Raw genomic sequence first — 16,283 nt, forward strand, 5'->3', positions numbered from 1 at the left:
AGCCGCGCCTGTTCAGGAGAACGCGATGAACGCCCCGACCGCCGCCGTACCGGGCTGGGAACTCGATGCCGCGCCGTTTCACGCGGGCGAGCTCGCCGTGCAGCAGCGCGCGGGCGTGACGGACGCCGCGGGTGCGGCCGGCCGGCGCGGAATCCGGCGCTTCATGCCGGATCAGCACCGGACGTTTTTCGCGCAACTGCCGTTTTTCGTGCTCGGCGGCGTCGATGCGCACGGCCAGCCGTGGGCGACGCTGCGCGCCGGCGCGCCGGGGTTCGTCACGTCGCCGGATGCGCGCACGCTGCGCATCGCGGCGCCCGCGCTGCCGGGCGATCCGCTGGCCGGCGCGTGGCGGCCGGGCGCGCCGCTCGGCGGGCTCGGGATCGAATTCGATACGCGCCGGCGCAATCGCGTCAACGGCGTCGTGCGCGCGGTCGACGGCGATGCGCTGACGATCGCGGTCGAGCAGAGCTTCGGCAACTGCGCGAAGTACATCCAGGGCCGTACGCCGACGTTCGTCGCGCGCGACCGCGATGCGGATGTCGAGCCCGATGTGTCGGACCGGCTGAACGATGCGGATCGTGCGCTGCTCGCGCAGGCCGATACGTTCTTCGTCGCGAGCGCGAACACGTCGGCGGACGCGGGCGCCGCGCGCGGCGCGGACGTGTCGCATCGCGGCGGCATGCCGGGCTTCGTGCGCGTCGACGATGCGCACACGCTGACGACGCCGGATTTCAGCGGCAACCGTTTCTTCAACACGCTTGGGAACCTGCTGCACGATCCGCGCGCGGGGCTGCTGTTCGTCGATTTCGACAGCGGCGACCTGCTGTATGTCGCCGCGCGCGCGGAGATCGTGTGGGGTGGGCCGCTCGTCGCGTCGTTCGACGGCGCGCAGCGTGTCGTGCGGTTTCATGTGCGGGAGGTGCGGCGCATGCGTGCGGTGCTGCCGTTCCGGTGGTCGGCGGTCGAGCGTGCGCCGCAGTTCGCGGTGATGACGGCGGCCGCTGGTGGAGCGGTGACGGTGGCGGTCGCGCCGGTACCGTCCGCATCGGCAACCGGATTGGCAAGTGCATCGGCAAGCACATCGGCAAGCACATCGGCAAGCGCATCGGCAAGCGCATCGGCAAGCACATCGGCAAGCACATCGGCAAGCACATCGGCAAGCACATCGGCAAGTGCATGGCGATCGCTGCGCATCGCGAAGATCGTCGACGAAGCGCGCGCGATCCGCTCGTTCCATTTCGAACTGGTGGACGACGGCGCGTTGCCCGCGTACGAAGCCGGGCAGCATCTGACGCTGCGTGTTGCGTTGCCGGGCAGCGATGCACCGTCGATACGCAGCTACACGCTTTCCGACGCACCGGGCGACGCGCATTACCGGATCACGGTGAAGCGCGAAGGGCGTGTGTCGACATGGCTGCACGATCACGCACAGGTGGGCATGACGCTCGACGCGCAGATGCCGCGCGGCCGCTTCACGTTCGATTTCGCAAGCCCGCGCCCGGCCGTGCTCGTATCGGCCGGCATCGGCATCACGCCGATGATCGCGATGCTGCGCCGTGCGCTGGCCGACGCCGCGCCGTCGCGCCGCGTGGTGTTCGTGCATGGCGCGCGCGAAGCGGCCGACCGGCCGTTCGCGGCGGAACTGGCGCGTATCGCGGCCACCGATGCGCGGCTGTCGCTCCACTGTTTCGACAGCCGTCCGCACGGCGACACGGCCGCGCGGGCCGGCCGCATCGACATCGCGCAACTGAAGCGGCTCCTGCCGTTCGACGACTACGACTTCTACCTGTGCGGCCCGTCGGCGTTCATGCGCGACCTGTACGACGGGCTGCACGCGCTGAACGTGCCGGACGAACGCATCCGTTTCGAGGCGTTCGGGCCGTCGAGCGTGGCGCGCAGCGTGACCCGAGCGGCAGGCACGGCAGGCGCGCCGGCGGCGAGCGTGCCCGTCGTGTTCCGGCGCACCGGGCGTGAAGCCGCATGGACGCACGCCGACGGCACGCTGCTCGACTTCGCGGAAGGGCAGCGCGTCGCCGTGCCGTCCGAATGTCGCTCCGGATCGTGCGGCACGTGCGCGACGCGCGTGCTGTCCGGAGCGGTCGACTACGAGCAAGCGCCCGATGCGGCGGTCGAACCCGGTTGCGCGCTGCTGTGCGTCGCACGGCCCGCGCAAGGCGCCACGGAGCCGCTCGTGCTCGACCGCTGACGCGCCTGCGACATGCGGCCGCAGACGGCCTGCTGCGCGAAAAGCGCGCGCAACTGCTTCTTTTTTCGGATGCCGGTCGGATCGACGATAGCGTCAACCGATTCGATGAAAGGAGCGTAATCATGAAACTGCTCGGCATGATCAAGCTGGTCTTGTGGAGTTTCTTCGGCGTACGCAACAGCAAGGCGCACGCGGCCGATCTCGCGAACGTCAACTTCACGCTGCTGCCGTTCGTGGCGATCCTGCTCGCGCTGCTCGTCGGCGCGGTCATCTACGGCGTCGTGCATCTGGTCGTCGATCCGACCGTGACGATGCAGGGGTTCTGAGCCGCGTATGAACCGCGAGCGGGCTGTCACGCCCGCTGCGGTTTCCGGCCTCCTGACCTTGAAGACCCGCGCGTGGCGTGCGCCGGCCTTCAAGATTGCACCGCGCGACGCGCGTGGCGGTCACATTGCGGCCTCTGTCGTCCCGCCCGATCGCGTTTCTCCGTCCCCACCTCCCGTTCTGCCCGATTCCACGGTCCTGATCCCCGCCCGGGGTAAAATGCGCGCCACGCCGCGATGTCGCGCGCGCTGGGCAGGCCGCCGTTCCGACGAACGGCGCGCGCAACTGCCCGGCGCCCGCGCCGCGGCGTTCGAAGCGTCCCCCGCATGACATGACCGCGCGATGCAGCCGGCCGCCCGACAGGCACCCGACGAACCGTCGACGGCTGCGTCGGCTCCCGGTGCGTCACCCGAATCCGATGTCCCATCCTGCGTCTCCCCGATCGACCGGCACGCATGCGTGCCGTCTCGTCCGGTTCGTCCGATGAATGTCGTACCGGCCGGATGCGCCGCGGGTGACGATTCGTCCGCGAGCGTGCGCTTCGCAGCTTCGTAACGTGTTTCGACAGGGTCGAGTGGCGAGTTTTCCATCCAGAACAATGACGGTGAATAGAACAACAGCGTCGCCCGCACGGCGGCGGCGCGCGAAGGTCGGGCTCGGCGTCGGTCTCGGCATCACGCTTTTCGCGGCGCAGGCCGCCGCGGCACAGGGCGACGCGCCGGCGCCGGACGCCGATGCGGCCGGCAGCGCGACGTTGCCGACGATCACGGTGAGCGGCGAGCGCGGCAACGCGTTTCGCGTGCGCAACGCGTCGGTCGCGGGGCTCGACGACACGCCGCTGCGCGACACGCCGGCGTCGGTGAGCGTCGTCACGCGCGCGCAACTCGACGACCAGCAGGCGAAACGACTCAGCGACGTCGTGCGCAACGACGCGTCGGTCGTCAACGACTATGCGCCGGTCGGCTATTTCGAAGGCTTCGCGATCCGCGGCTTTCCGGTCGATCTCGCGAGCGCGATCCGGATCGACGGGCTGACGGTGTCCGGCGAGCAGAACGTGCCGCTCGAGAACAAGGAGCGCGTCGAGATCCTGAAGGGGCTCGCCGGCATCGACAGCGGTGTCGTCGCGCCCGGTGGCGTGATCAACTTCGTGACGAAGCGCTCCGCGAACGTCGCGAGCGTGACGGGCGGCGTCGACAGTCGCGGCTCGACGTCGGCGGCCCTCGATCTCGGCCGCCGCTTCGGCCCCGACAATCAGTTCGGCTTCCGGATCAATGCCGCGAAGGAGAACATGCACTCGTATATCGACGGCACGAACGGGCGGCGCACGTTCGGCTCAATCGCCGCCGACTGGGACATCGGCCCGCGCGCGAGCCTGCAGCTCAATGCCGAATTCCAGCAGTGGATCCAGCGCTCCGCGCCCGGCTATCAGCTGCTCGGCGGCACCGTCGTGCCGTCGGTCAAGACGACGTCGAAGGCGCTCGGCACGCAGCCGTGGGCGAAACCGGTGACGACCGACGCGCTGAACCTGAATGCGCGCTTCGACTACCAGTTCAACGACGACTGGAAGGCATACGTCGCCGCCGGCCGCAGCCGCACGATGATCGACGACAACAGCGCGTTCGCGTACGGCTGCTCGTACGCGGCAAGCTGCACGGCCGGCACGACGTCGCCGTTCTTCTTCGGCGCGAACGGCGACTACGACGTATACGATTTCCGCAGCCCCGGCGAATACCGGCGCAACGACGATCTGCGCGCGGTCACGACGGGCAAGTTCGCGACGGGGCCGCTGCGGCACGAGCTGACGCTCGGCGTGAGCGTGCAGCGCCGCGTCGTGCACATGGCCGACGCCGTGTACGACTACGTGGGCAGCGAGAATATCTACGGGCCCGACGTGGCGTTCCCGCCGTCGCCGAATTCGCCCGGGCCGTCGTATCCGCGCCTCGACGCGTGGCAGTACGGCGTGTTCGGGCTCGACCGCATCAGCATCGGCGAGCACTGGCAGGTGCTCGCAGGCGGCAAGGAAGTGTTGCTGCGCCAGCGTAGCTGGAGCAGCCTCGACGGCCCGACGACGCATACCGACCGCTCGGTGTTCCTGCCGCAGGTCGCGCTCGTCTACAAGCCGGTGAACGTGCTGTCGCTGTACGCGTCGTACAGCAAGGCGCTGTCGCTCGGCGACCAGGCGCCCGTGCGCGCGACCAACGCGTATGCGTTCCTGCCGCCGGTCGAATCGCACCAGATCGAGGTCGGCGCGAAATACGACTGGCTCGACCGGCTGAGCCTCACGGCCGCCGTGTTCTCGATCAGCAAGCCGTTCCAGTTCGCCGACCCGGACGCGTCGGGCACGACCTACACGTTCGTGCAGCGCGGCACGCAGCGGCACCAGGGGATCGAGCTCGGCGCGGCCGGGCGCATGACCGAGCGCCTCGCGCTGACGGCCAGCGTCGCCGCGATCCGCGCCCGCGCGGTCGATTCGGGTTCGCCGGCGTACGAAGGACACCAGATCATCAACGTGCCCGCGCTGCGCGCGTCGCTGTATGCGGACTACGCGGTGCCGGGCGTCGCGGGCTTGAACGTGCTCGGCGGCGTCGAGTACAGCGCGGCCCGCAACGCGAACGAGGAAGGCACCGCGCGCGTGCCGTCGTGGTTCGTGTTCAATCTCGGCGCACGCTATACGACGAAGATCGGCGGCCATCGCACGGTGCTGCGCTTATCGGTGGACAATCTGTTCAACAAGTTCTACTGGCGCGATGCGGGCGAGCAGCAGGGCGATGCGTACTTGTTCCCGGGTGCGCCGCGCACCGCGCGCGTATCGTTGACCTATGATTTCTGATCGTCCGGAACCGGCCGCGTGACGCGCGGCCCCGGCAGCTACCCAGGAGAGCACAGACGATGTCCCCACTCGAAATCGCCGGCGTGATCGTCAGCGCGCTCGCGATCTGGCTGACCGCGAAGCGGCGCATGCTGTGCTGGCCGGTCGGGCTCGCGTCGGTCGCGCTGTACGGCTGGATCTTCTTCGACGCGAAGCTGTACTCGGACATGCTGCTGCAGGGCGCGTTCGCGGTGCTGCAGGTGTACGGCTGGCAGCGCTGGCTCGCGCAGCGCGCGAGCGAAGCCGACGGCGGCGCGGCGCCGGCCGGCGACGTGGCGCCCGTCACGGGTGTGCGGCCGCGCCAGATGCTGCCCGACCTGATCGCGGCCGTCGTCGGCAGCGCGCTGCTCGGCGGCATGATGGCGCGCTGGACCGATGCGGCGCTGCCGTTCGTCGATGCGTCGCTGACCGCGTTCAGCCTCGTCGCGCAATACTGGACCGCGCGGCGCTACATCGCGTCGTGGGGGCTGTGGATCGTCGTGAACGTCGTGTACGTCGGGATGTTCGTGTTCAAGGAACTGTATCTGACGGCCGGACTCTATGCGCTGTTCATCGGGCTCGCTGTCATCGGCTGGCGCGACTGGAGCCGGACGGCCGCGACGCTGCGCGCGGCGGCCGGCGGCGCGCTCGCGTCGGGCAGCGGTGCGCGCTGATTCACGCATCGATTCAACTACGGAGCAACGTCGGTCATGTCATTCCCACTCGAGCCGGACGGGCCAGTATCGCGTGACGTCGCGCCGCCGCAATTCGGCGTCGACGGCGAGCAGGCCGAACGCGACTGGCCGCTGATGACGCACGACGAGGTCGCGGCGGTGCTCGCGCGGATCGACGGCGCCGGCGATCCGGCCCGGCTGACGTGGCACAGCCCGCGGCAGTTCGCGGCGGCCGTGCTGGTGCGGATGGCGGACGGGCGCGGGTTGTTCGTCAAGCGTCATCACGTGAGCCTGCGCGATGTCGAGGGGCTCGAGGAAGAGCATCGCTTCATCGCGCATCTGCGCGAACGCGGCATGCCCGTGGTCGACGTGCTCGCCGGCCGCGACGGCGCGACCGCGTTCGCCTCCGGCGAATGGACCTACGAGGTGCATGTGCTCGCGCCCGGCGTCGATCCGTATCGCGGCGTGATGTCGTGGCAGCCGTTCACGCATCCGTCGCATGCGTATGCGGCCGGCCGCGCGCTGGCCGAGCTGCATCGCGCGTCGGCCGGCTACGATGCGCCCGCGCGGCCCGTGCGCACGCTGCTGTCGAGTTTCCGCGTGCTGTCGTGCGCCGATCTGGCGGGTGCGCTCGAACGCTGGGTCGAATCACAGCCGCTGCTTGTGCGCGCGCTCGGCGCGCGCGACTGGCGCGGCGACGTTGCCGACGCGATCGGCCCGTATCACGCGCGCCTCGTGCCGCTGCTGCCCGCGTTGCCGCCGTTGTGGACGCATGGCGACTGGCATGCGTCGAACCTGCTGTGGACCGATGCGGGGCCCGGCGCGCAGGTGCGGACCGTGCTCGATTTCGGGTTGTCGGATCGAACCTGTGCGGTGATGGACCTCGCGCTCGCGATCGAGCGCAATACGGTCGACTGGATGGCGCCGGCCGACGCGCGGCGCATCGAATACGAGCAGATCGACGCGCTGCTCGATGGCTACGAATCGCTCGAACCGCTGAGCGACGACGCGTATGCGGCGCTGGTCGCGCTGTTGCCGATCGTGCATACGGAGTTCGCGCTGTCGGAGGTCGCGTATTTCGGCTGCATCATCGATGCGCCGGCCATCGTCGACATCGCGTACGACGGCTACCTGATCGGGCACGCGCGCTGGTTCGGCGAACGCGACGGGCGGCAATTGCTCGACTGGCTCGAACGGCGCCGGCGGATGAAGACGCGCAACGTCTGAGCGTCGTGGCGCGCTCTTCGGTTCATTCAGACGAAACGCAGGTCTTCTGATCGAGTGCGGCGGTTCTCGCCGCGCTCAAGTTCTTCTCTCGTGCGCAGCGTATGATCCCCGCGCGCCACGTTCCTGCCGGATCGCTTCAACGAAGATGACGGAAATATCATCTTCGCCTCATGTTTGCACTGCGGTTGCTCCGTAGCATCGGTCGCGAAACAGTAACCGCAGGCTCGCACATGTTCACGCACACTCTGGTTGCGCTCGCCGTCCTCGCGACGGCGGCGACAGCCCATGCCCAATCGTCCCCGCCACCCGCCACGCCAGGCGAGCTGCCTGCAGCCGTTTCGCCACAGCCCGATGCGACCGCCGCAGCACCGCTGACGCTCGCCGACGCGCTCGACACGGCCGCGCGCAGCAATCCGGCGCTGCGCGGCGCGCGCGCCGACGTCGATGCGTCCGCGGGCGTGCTGATGCAGGCCGGCGCACGCCCGAACCCGGAACTCTCGTTGCTGCAGGAGGGCTTTCGCCGCGCGGAGCGCACGTCGACCGTGCTGCTCAACCAGACGATCGAACTCGGCGGCAAGCGCAACGCGCGGCTCGACGTCGCGTCGTACGGCAGGGAAGCGGCCGATGCGTCGCTCGACGAGCAGCGCGCCGTCGTGCGCGCCGACGTGACCGCCGCGTTCTACGGCTTGCTCGCCGCGCAGCGGCAGCTTCAGGTGACCGAGGAGTCGGCTGCGATCGCCGCGCGTTCGGCGGATCTCGCCGGGCGGCGCGCGCAGGCCGGCAAGGTGTCGCCGGTTGAGGCGACCAAGGCGCAGGTGGCCGCGGCGGCCGTGCTGATCGAAGTCGCGACCGCACGCGGCCGCGTCGACGTCGCCCGCGAAAAGCTGAATGCGGCGATGGGTGGCGCGCGCACCGACCGGCGCGATGCGGTCGGCGATCTTGAAGTCGTACCGACGGTCGACCCGCTGCCCGCGCTCGTCGAACGGCTCGACGACGCGCCGCTCGCGCGCATCGCGCGCGCCGAGATGCTGCGCTCGAACGCGGCCGTGTCGCTCGAACGCGCGCGGCGCATTCCGGACGTGACGGTCAGCGCGGGCGTGAAACGCGTGACCACGGGCGGCGTGCCGGACAACCAGGCCGTCGTCGGCGTGTCGATCCCGATTCCGCTGTTCAACACGAACAAGGGCGCGCTGCTCGAAGCGACGCACAAGGCCGAGCGCGCGAACGCCGATCTCGATCGCGAACGCGCACGGCTGCGACTGGATCTGACGCAGGCCTATGCGAATTTCGAGGCCGCCGCGCAGGAGGCACGGCGCCTGAAGACCGACATCCTGCCCGGCGCGCGCACGGCGCTCGACGCGATGTCGCGCGGCTACCAGCTCGGGAAGTTCGGCTTCCTCGACGTGCTCGACGCGCAGCGCACGCTGTTCCAGGGGCAATCGCAATACGTGCGCGCGCTCGCCGACGCGCACACGGCGCGCGCCGACATCGGCCGGCTCGTCGGCACGCCGCTCGCGGCCGTCGCGCAATAAGCGCCCCTCTCACCTGAAGGATCATCATGTCACGCAGCAGAATCTTCATCATTGCGGCGGCCGTGCTCGGCGGCGCAGGAATCGTGCTCGGCGCGCTCGCCGTCACGCGGGGCGGCAGCGCGCCGGCGCCATCGGCCGCCGAAGCCGCACAGTCGGCCGATGGCGCCGGCGCGCGCGGCGGTGTCGTGCTGAAGCGCGGCAGGCTGTCCGTCGAGATCGTCATGACGGAAAAGCCCGGCGACGCGCGGCTCGTCGTCTATCCGTTCGTCGACGGCAAGCCGGCCGACACGGGCGTGACCGTGTCCGGCACGCTGGTCCGGTACGAGCGCACGCACGAACCGATGCGTTTCGACGCGGTCGGCCAGAAGTTCGTGTCTGCGCAGCCGATCGCGAAGCCGCACGTGTTCGATGCGACGATCGACGTCAAGGCGGGCAGCGACGCGGCGTCGTTCCCGTTCGCGCGCGCCGACGGCGCGATCGCGCTGACCGACGCGCAGTTGGCCACCTCGAAGATCGCGCTCGCGAAGGCCGGCCCCGCACAGATCGCGACACCGTTCCAGTTGCCGGGCGAGATCAAGTTCAACGAGGATCGCACCGCGCACGTCGTGCCGCGCGTGGCCGGCATCGTCGAGCAGGTATCGGTGTCGCTCGGGCAGAACGTCGCGAAAGGGCAGGTGCTGGCCGTGATCGCGAGCACCGATCTTGCGGACCGGCGCAGCGAACTGCTGACGGCCGAGCGCCGGCTGTCGGGTGCGCGCGCAACCTACGAGCGCGAACGCACGCTGTGGCAGGAGCGCATCTCGGCGGAACAGGACTACCAGCAGGCACAGGTGCAGTTGCGCGAGGCCGAGATCGCCGTGCAGAACGCGCGGCAGAAGCTCGCCGCGCTGAACGCGCCGGCGGGCGCGGGCGCGCTGAACCGCTACGAGCTGCGCGCGCCGTTCGCGGGCACGATCGTCGAGAAGCATGCGACGCCCGGCGAAGCGATCGCCGCCGATGCGAGCATGTTCGTGATCTCCGACCTGTCGACGGTGTGGGCCGAGATGGCCGTGCCGGCGCAGCGACTGAACGATGTGCGGGTCGGCCGCGACGCGACCGTCAGCGCGACCGCGTTCGAATCGCGTTCGAGCGGCCCGATCGCGTATGTGGGCTCGCTGCTCGGCGAACAGACACGCACCGCGCCGGCGCGCGTCGTGCTGCCGAACCCCGATGGCGTGTGGCGGCCGGGCATGTTCGTGAACGTGTCGGTCGACGCGGGCAAGCAGGGCGTGGCGCTCGCGGTCGCGAGCGATGCATTGCAGGACGTCGACGGCGCGCCGTCGGTGTTCGTGCGCTCGCCGAAGGGGTTCGTCGCGCAGGCGGTCGAGACGGGGCGGCGCGACGAACGCGCGACCGAAGTACTGAAGGGGCTCAAGCCCGGGCAGGAATACGCGGCGGCGAACAGCTTCGTGCTGAAGGCCGAGCTCGGCAAGGGGGGCGCGGAACATGAATGAGCGTCGCGCGCGTGCCATTGCACGAATTTCGGCCCGATATTCGGTCCGCCATGCGGCTCGCCATGCGACCTGCCGAATGACCGGTCGCGCGGCCCGTCCGGCGAGGGTGACCGTTCCCCGTTTCAAGGAATCTCGCAATGTTTGAGCGCCTGATCCGCTTTGCGATTGCGCACCGCTGGCTCGTGATGCTGGCGATCGCGGCCGTGGCCGCGCTGGGTGTCTTCAGCTACCAGAAGCTGCCGATCGACGCGGTGCCCGACATCACGAACGTGCAGGTCCAGATCAACACGGCCGTGCCCGGTTATTCGCCGCTCGAGGCCGAGCAGCGGATCACCTACCCGATCGAGACCGTGATGGCCGGGCTGCCTGGCCTCGAGCAGACGCGCTCGATCTCGCGCTACGGGCTGTCGCAGGTCACCGTGATCTTCAAGGACGGCACCGACATCTACTTCGCGCGTCAGCTCGTCAACGAGCGCATCCAGGAAGCGAAGGACAAGCTGCCGCCCGGCATCGCGCCCGCGATGGGTCCGACGTCGACGGGCCTCGGCGAAATCTACCTGTGGACCGTCGAAGCCGACGCCGCCGCGCGCAAGCCCGACGGCACGCGCTATACGGCGGCCGACCTGCGCGAGCTGCAGGACTGGGTCGTGCGGCCGCAGCTCAGGAACGTACGCGGCGTGACCGAGGTCAACTCCATCGGCGGCTACGTGAAGGAATACCGTGTCGCGCCGAACCCGGCGAAGCTGATGTCGTACGGGCTGACGCTCGCCGACGTCGTGCGCGCGCTCGAACGCAACAACGACAACGTCGGCGCCGGCTACATCGAAAAGCGCGGCGAGCAGTATCTCGTGCGCGTGCCGGGCCAGGCGCGCACCGTCGACGACATCGCCAACGTCGTGCTGACCAACGTCGGTGGCGTGCCGGTGCGGATGAAGGACGTGGGGCTGGTCGACATCGGCCGCGAGCTGCGCACCGGCGCCGCGACGTCGAACGGCGAGGAGGTCGTGCTCGGCACGGTCTTCATGCTGATGGGCGAGAACAGCCGGACGGTCTCGAAGGCCGTCGCGGCAAAGATGGAAGACGTGAACCGCACGCTGCCGGCCGGCGTGAAGGCGATTCCCGTGTACGACCGCACGGTGCTCGTCGAGAAAGCCGTCGCGACGGTGAAGAAGAACCTGCTCGAAGGCGCGATCCTCGTGATCGCCGTGCTGTTCCTGTTCCTCGGCAACATCCGCGCGGCGCTGATTACCGCGCTCGTGATTCCGCTGTCGATGCTGATGACCTTCACCGGCATGGTCAACGCGAAGGTGAGCGCGAACCTGATGAGCCTCGGCGCGCTCGACTTCGGGATCATCGTCGACGGCGCGGTGGTGATCGTCGAGAACTGCGTGCGGCGGCTCGCACATGCGCAAGCGGCGGCCGGGCGGCCGCTCACGCGCGACGAGCGCTTCGCCGAAGTGTTCGGCGCGTCGCAGGAAGCGCGCCGCGCGCTGATCTTCGGGCAACTGATCATCATGGTCGTGTACCTGCCGATCTTTGCGTTGACCGGCGTCGAAGGCAAGATGTTCCATCCGATGGCCATCACCGTCGTGATGGCGCTCGCGGCCGCGATGGTGCTGACCGTCACGTTCATTCCGGCGGCGGTCGCGCTGTTCATCGGCGAGCGGGTCGAGGAGAAGGAGAACCGGCTGATGGGCTGGGCGCGGCGCGCCTACGAACCGGTGCTCACCGTGTTCATGACGCGCCCGGCGCGCGTGATGTTCGGCGCGGGCGCGATCGTGCTCGTCACGCTCGGGCTTGCCACGCGGCTCGGCAGCGAGTTCATCCCGAGCCTCAACGAAGGCGACCTGGCCGTCGCCGCGCTGCGGATTCCCGGCACGAGCCTGTCGCAGTCGGTCGAGATGCAGAAGTCGATCGAGAAGACGCTGAAGGCGCGTTTCCCCGAGATCGAGCGTGTGTTCGCGCGCACCGGCACGGCCGAGATCGCGGCCGACCCGATGCCGCCGAACCTGTCGGACGGCTACATCATGCTGAAACCGGCCGACCGGTGGCCCGATCCGAAGAAGCCGCGCGACACGCTCGTGCGCGAGATCGAGGAAGCGCTCGCCGAGCTGCCGGGTAATGCGTACGAGTTCTCGCAGCCGATCCAGCTGCGCTTCAACGAACTGATCTCGGGCGTGCGCAGCGACGTCGCCGTGAAGATCTTCGGCGACGACATGGCCGTGCTGAACCAGACCGGCGAGCAGATCGCGGCCGCGCTGCAGAAGGTGCCGGGCGCATCGGAGGTGAAGGTCGAGCAGACGACCGGGCTGCCGGTACTCACCGTCAACCTCGACCGCGACAAGCTCGCGCGCTACGGCGTGAGCGTCGCCGACCTGCAGGACACGGTGGCCGCGGCCGTCGGCGGGCAGAAGGCCGGCACGCTGTTCCAGGGCGACCGCCGCTTCGACATCGTCGTGAGGCTCCCCGACGAGCTGCGCTCGGACATCGACGCGATCAAGCGGCTGCCGATCGCGCTGCCCGCGCCGGCAGCGGGCGCCAGCGCGCCGCTCGCGGCGGCGCCGTACGTGCCGCTCGCGGAACTCGCGACGATCGACGTCGCGCCGGGCCCGAACCAGATCAGCCGCGAGGACGGCAAGCGGCGCGTCGTCGTCAGCGCGAACGTGCGCGGCCGCGACGTCGGCTCGTTCGTCGCCGATGCGCGCGAGCAGTTGCAGCAGGACGTGCGCGTGCCGGCCGGCTACTGGGTGTCGTGGGGCGGGCAGTTCGAGCAGTTGCAAAGCGCGAGCGAGCGCCTGAAGCTCGTCGTGCCGCTCGCGCTGTTCATGGTGTTCGTGCTGCTGTTCGTGATGTTCAACAACGTAAAGGACGGCTTGCTCGTGTTCACCGGCATTCCGTTCGCGCTGAGCGGCGGCGTCGTGTCGCTGTGGCTGCGCGGGATTCCGCTGTCGATCACGGCGGCGGTCGGCTTCATCGCGCTGTCCGGCGTCGCCGTGCTCAACGGTCTCGTGATGATCTCGTTCATCCGCAACCTGCGCGACGAAGGGGTGCCGCTCGACGCCGCCGTGCGCGAAGGCGCGCTCACGCGGTTGCGGCCGGTGCTGATGACCGCACTCGTCGCGTCGCTCGGTTTCCTGCCGATGGCGTTCGCAACCGGCACCGGCGCCGAGGTGCAGCGCCCGCTTGCGACGGTCGTGATCGGCGGTATCCTGTCGTCCACGGCGCTGACGCTGCTGGTGCTGCCCGTGCTGTATCGCGTCAGCCATGCGGTGTCGTGGCGCGCCGCGCTTCTGGGCAGCTTCGGCGGCGGCTTCGGCATGGGCGTGCTGCGCCGGCTGGGTTTCTTCAAGGGTAATGCGTAATGCGAATTCTGATTGTCGAGGATGAACCGAAGACGGGCGCCTATCTGCGCAAGGGCCTGACCGAGGCCGGTTATGTCGTCGACTGGGTCGAGGACGGCATCACGGGCCAGCACCAGGCCGAGACCGAGGAATACGACCTGCTCGTGCTCGACGTGATGCTGCCGGGGCAGGACGGCTGGACGCTGTTGCAGAACCTGCGGCGCAGCAAGTCGACGCCCGTGCTGTTCCTCACCGCGCGCGACGACGTCGGCGATCGCGTGAAGGGGCTCGAACTCGGCGCCGACGACTATCTCGCGAAGCCGTTCGACTTCGTCGAGCTGACCGCGCGCATCAAGTCGATCCTGCGGCGCGGCCAGCCGCGCGATTCGAACACGCTGCGCGTGGCCGACCTCGAACTCGACCTGACGCGCCGCAAGGCCACGCGGCAGGGCGACACGATCCTGCTGACCGCGAAGGAGTTCGCGCTGCTGTGGCTGTTGATGCGTCGCGAGGGCGAGATCCTGCCGCGCGCGACGATCGCATCGCAGGTGTGGGACATGAACTTCAACAGCGATACGAACGTCGTCGATTCGGCGATCCGGCGGCTGCGCTCGAAGATCGACGACGCATACGAACCCAAGCTGATCCACACCGTGCGCGGGATGGGCTACGTGCTCGAAGCGCGCGGCGGCGCGGCCGCATGATCGCGCGCCTGCTGCCGCGCACGTTGCGCGGACGCCTGACCGCGCTGATCATCCTGTCGACGTCGGTGATCCTTGCGTCGAGCGGCGTCGCGCTTTACGAAGCGCTGAGCAACCGCGTCGAAATGACGGCGGCCGAGCAGATGGCCGGAATATCCGCCGCACTGGGCACGCATCTGGCCGAAGCGCGCACGACGGCCGACGTTGCGCGCAACACCGACATCTGGATCGACCAGCTGCACGGCCATCCGAACATGGATCTCGCGATCTACGATGCGACGGGCGCGCGCCTCGTCGGCACGCCCGGTTTCCGCTCGTACGCGCCGCTGCTGTCGCTGGACGCGGGGCGCGTGCCGGTCGGCGTCGCGCCGCCTGGCGCGCGGCATCAGTACCTGGTGACGACCGTGCCGCTTGCGGGCATGGGTGCACCGGTGGTGCGGGTCGCGGTGCAGTACGACCGCAGCGCCGACGTGCTGCTGTTGCGTACGCATGCTTATACGATCGTCGTGATCGAGGTGTTCGGCGTGGTGCTCGCGACCGCGATCGCGTATGGCATCGCGGCGCTCGGGCTGAGCCCGCTGCGGCGTTTCGCGGCGCGCGCCGAGCAGATGTCGTCGAGCCGGCTCGCGCATCCGCTGCCGGAGCTCGATACGTCCGGCGAGCTGAAGGAGCTCGAGCACGCATTCAACGGGATGCTCGCACGGCTGAACGAATCGTTTACGCGGCTGAGCCAGTTCTCGTCGAATCTCGCGCACGACATGCGCACGCCGCTCACGAACCTGCAGGCGGCCGCACAGGTCGTGCTGTCGCAGCCGCGCAGCGCGGACGAATACCGGAACGTGATCGAGTCGAGCATCGACGAGTATCAGCGGCTGTCGCGAATGATCGAGGACATGCTGTTTATCGCGCGCTCGGAACAGGCCGGCACGTCGATCGACGTGCGACGGCTGAATGCGGCGGAAGAGGCCGGGCGTGTCGCCGGTTACTACGAGCCGCTTGCGGAGGATGCGGGCGTGTCGGTGAAGGTCGACGGCCACGCGTGGGTCGATGCGGATCTCACGCTGTACCAGCGCGCGTTGAGCAACCTGCTGTCGAATGCGCTGGCTTACGCGCCGCGCGGCAGCGTCGTGACGATCGACTGCGTGGAGCAGGGCGGCGCGACGACGATCGCCGTGTCGGATACGGGGCCCGGCATCGCGGCGGAACATGTCGGGCTGATCTTCGAACGCTTCTATCGCGTCGATCCGTCGCGGCACAATTCGGCATCGGGAACCGGGCTCGGCCTCGCGATCGTCCGGTCGATCATGGACAACCACGGCGGCGAATGCGGCGTCGACAGCGATCCCGGCCGGCGCACGACGTTCTGGCTGCGCTTCCCGCGACACACGGCCGAGCCGACGCGGCCGGCCGCCATCCGCACCTGACATCGCGGGCGGGCACGCCCGCGCGTTCGCCGCCAGGCGGTTGCGCGCGGCACGTTGCCCGCAGTCATGCGACCGAGCGGCATCAACGCGTCGCCAGGTTGTCGTGGTTATCGGCCTGCGGCGCCTTCTCGCCGCCATGCACCGAGATCCCGTGCAGTTCCTTGTTGCGCGCGACGAGTTCGCCGCTCGGCGGGTACTGCGTCTTGCCCGTCGGTACGACGCCGTCGTGCTGCGCCTGCTTCAGTTCGTTGACCACCTGCGTGCGGGTCTTGCCCTGCGTTTGCGTCTGCGTCTGTGCGAACGCGGCCTGCGCGGCCATGCCGAGCGACAGCGTGGCGGTGACGAACAGTGCTGCGAGTTTTGCCGTTTTCATTGAGCTCTCTCCTTGATCAGGGTCGCCGGGTGGCGAACCATGGACCCAGTATGCGAAAGCAGCCATGCGCCACCGTGATCGGCAGATGAAAAAAAAGTCAGATTGCGCGAGGCGGCGGCGCGCCGTACGCGCTCGATCGA

At 69.2% G+C, this 16,283-nt stretch carries 11 protein-coding genes; 10 read left to right on the top strand and 1 reads right to left on the bottom strand.

Annotated elements, in window-relative coordinates; all coding sequences use genetic code 11:
• The first annotated feature begins 25 nt into the window (after positions 1-25).
• The 10 genes from OEJ37_RS21230 (at position 26) to OEJ37_RS21275 (ending at position 15,770) form a co-directional block, all read left to right on the top strand.
• On the top strand, positions 26-2,206 hold the full coding sequence (locus OEJ37_RS21230; protein WP_263345396.1) for a pyridoxamine 5'-phosphate oxidase family protein: 2,181 nt from the start codon (positions 26-28) through the stop codon (positions 2,204-2,206).
• A 122-nt stretch (positions 2,207-2,328) separates the two neighbouring features.
• Complete coding sequence (locus OEJ37_RS21235; RefSeq protein ID WP_034182111.1) at positions 2,329-2,532, top strand: DUF2970 domain-containing protein; 204 nt, start codon at positions 2,329-2,331, stop codon at positions 2,530-2,532.
• A gap of 596 nt (positions 2,533-3,128) precedes the next feature.
• Positions 3,129-5,360: a TonB-dependent siderophore receptor gene (locus OEJ37_RS21240; protein WP_263345399.1), complete on the top strand. Its 2,232-nt coding sequence runs from the start codon at positions 3,129-3,131 to the stop codon at positions 5,358-5,360.
• Positions 5,361-5,419: 59 nt separating this feature from the next.
• Complete coding sequence (pnuC, locus tag OEJ37_RS21245) at positions 5,420-6,052, top strand: nicotinamide riboside transporter PnuC (protein WP_152862053.1); 633 nt, start codon at positions 5,420-5,422, stop codon at positions 6,050-6,052.
• 36 nt (positions 6,053-6,088) lie between these two features.
• The gene (locus OEJ37_RS21250) at positions 6,089-7,279 is read left to right on the top strand and encodes a phosphotransferase enzyme family protein (RefSeq protein ID WP_175943473.1); all 1,191 of its coding nucleotides are present in this window, start codon (positions 6,089-6,091) and stop codon (positions 7,277-7,279) included.
• Between the two features lie 230 nt (positions 7,280-7,509).
• Positions 7,510-8,811 (top strand): TolC family protein, encoded by a 1,302-nt coding sequence (locus tag OEJ37_RS21255; protein ID WP_263345400.1) that lies wholly within the window; start codon positions 7,510-7,512, stop codon positions 8,809-8,811.
• A 26-nt stretch (positions 8,812-8,837) separates the two neighbouring features.
• Positions 8,838-10,304 carry an efflux RND transporter periplasmic adaptor subunit gene (locus OEJ37_RS21260; protein ID WP_263345402.1) on the top strand — a complete coding sequence of 489 codons (1,467 nt, stop codon included), beginning with the start codon at positions 8,838-8,840 and terminating at the stop codon, positions 10,302-10,304.
• Positions 10,305-10,441: 137 nt separating this feature from the next.
• Complete coding sequence (locus OEJ37_RS21265) at positions 10,442-13,666, top strand: efflux RND transporter permease subunit (RefSeq protein WP_263345404.1); 3,225 nt, start codon at positions 10,442-10,444, stop codon at positions 13,664-13,666.
• Positions 13,666-14,349 carry a heavy metal response regulator transcription factor IrlR gene (gene irlR / locus OEJ37_RS21270; protein WP_006490455.1) on the top strand — a complete coding sequence of 228 codons (684 nt, stop codon included), beginning with the start codon at positions 13,666-13,668 and terminating at the stop codon, positions 14,347-14,349. The genes OEJ37_RS21265 and irlR overlap by 1 nt, the downstream gene beginning before the upstream one ends.
• Positions 14,346-15,770, top strand: coding sequence for a heavy metal sensor histidine kinase (locus tag OEJ37_RS21275; RefSeq protein ID WP_263345405.1), 1,425 nt, complete (start codon positions 14,346-14,348; stop codon positions 15,768-15,770). Before irlR ends, OEJ37_RS21275 begins: the two co-directional genes overlap by 4 nt.
• An 82-nt stretch (positions 15,771-15,852) precedes the next feature.
• Here OEJ37_RS21275 and OEJ37_RS21280 read toward each other — a convergent pair whose 3' ends face one another.
• Positions 15,853-16,143: a DUF4148 domain-containing protein gene (locus OEJ37_RS21280; protein WP_174421497.1), complete on the bottom strand. Its 291-nt coding sequence runs from the start codon at positions 16,141-16,143 to the stop codon at positions 15,853-15,855.
• Positions 16,144-16,283 lie beyond the last annotated feature (140 nt).

The organism is Burkholderia sp. BKH01, assembly GCF_025685725.1.
Lineage (GTDB): Bacteria > Pseudomonadota > Gammaproteobacteria > Burkholderiales > Burkholderiaceae > Burkholderia > Burkholderia pyrrocinia_C.

What these genes read in the sequence shown, in the direction of transcription:
- OEJ37_RS21235 (WP_034182111.1), top strand. Translation starts at nt 2,329, where the DNA reads ATGAAACTGCTCGGCATGATCAAGCTGGTCTTGTGGAGTTTCTTCGGC.
- OEJ37_RS21250 (WP_175943473.1), top strand. Translation starts at nt 6,089, where the DNA reads ATGTCATTCCCACTCGAGCCGGACGGGCCAGTATCGCGTGACGTCGCG.
- OEJ37_RS21260 (WP_263345402.1), top strand. Translation starts at nt 8,838, where the DNA reads ATGTCACGCAGCAGAATCTTCATCATTGCGGCGGCCGTGCTCGGCGGC.
- OEJ37_RS21280 (WP_174421497.1), bottom strand. Translation starts at nt 16,143, where the DNA reads ATGAAAACGGCAAAACTCGCAGCACTGTTCGTCACCGCCACGCTGTCG.
- OEJ37_RS21255 (WP_263345400.1), top strand. Translation starts at nt 7,510, where the DNA reads ATGTTCACGCACACTCTGGTTGCGCTCGCCGTCCTCGCGACGGCGGCG.
- OEJ37_RS21240 (WP_263345399.1), top strand. Translation starts at nt 3,129, where the DNA reads ATGACGGTGAATAGAACAACAGCGTCGCCCGCACGGCGGCGGCGCGCG.
- OEJ37_RS21230 (WP_263345396.1), top strand. Translation starts at nt 26, where the DNA reads ATGAACGCCCCGACCGCCGCCGTACCGGGCTGGGAACTCGATGCCGCG.
- irlR (WP_006490455.1), top strand. Translation starts at nt 13,666, where the DNA reads ATGCGAATTCTGATTGTCGAGGATGAACCGAAGACGGGCGCCTATCTG.
- OEJ37_RS21265 (WP_263345404.1), top strand. Translation starts at nt 10,442, where the DNA reads ATGTTTGAGCGCCTGATCCGCTTTGCGATTGCGCACCGCTGGCTCGTG.
- pnuC (WP_152862053.1), top strand. Translation starts at nt 5,420, where the DNA reads ATGTCCCCACTCGAAATCGCCGGCGTGATCGTCAGCGCGCTCGCGATC.
- OEJ37_RS21275 (WP_263345405.1), top strand. Translation starts at nt 14,346, where the DNA reads ATGATCGCGCGCCTGCTGCCGCGCACGTTGCGCGGACGCCTGACCGCG.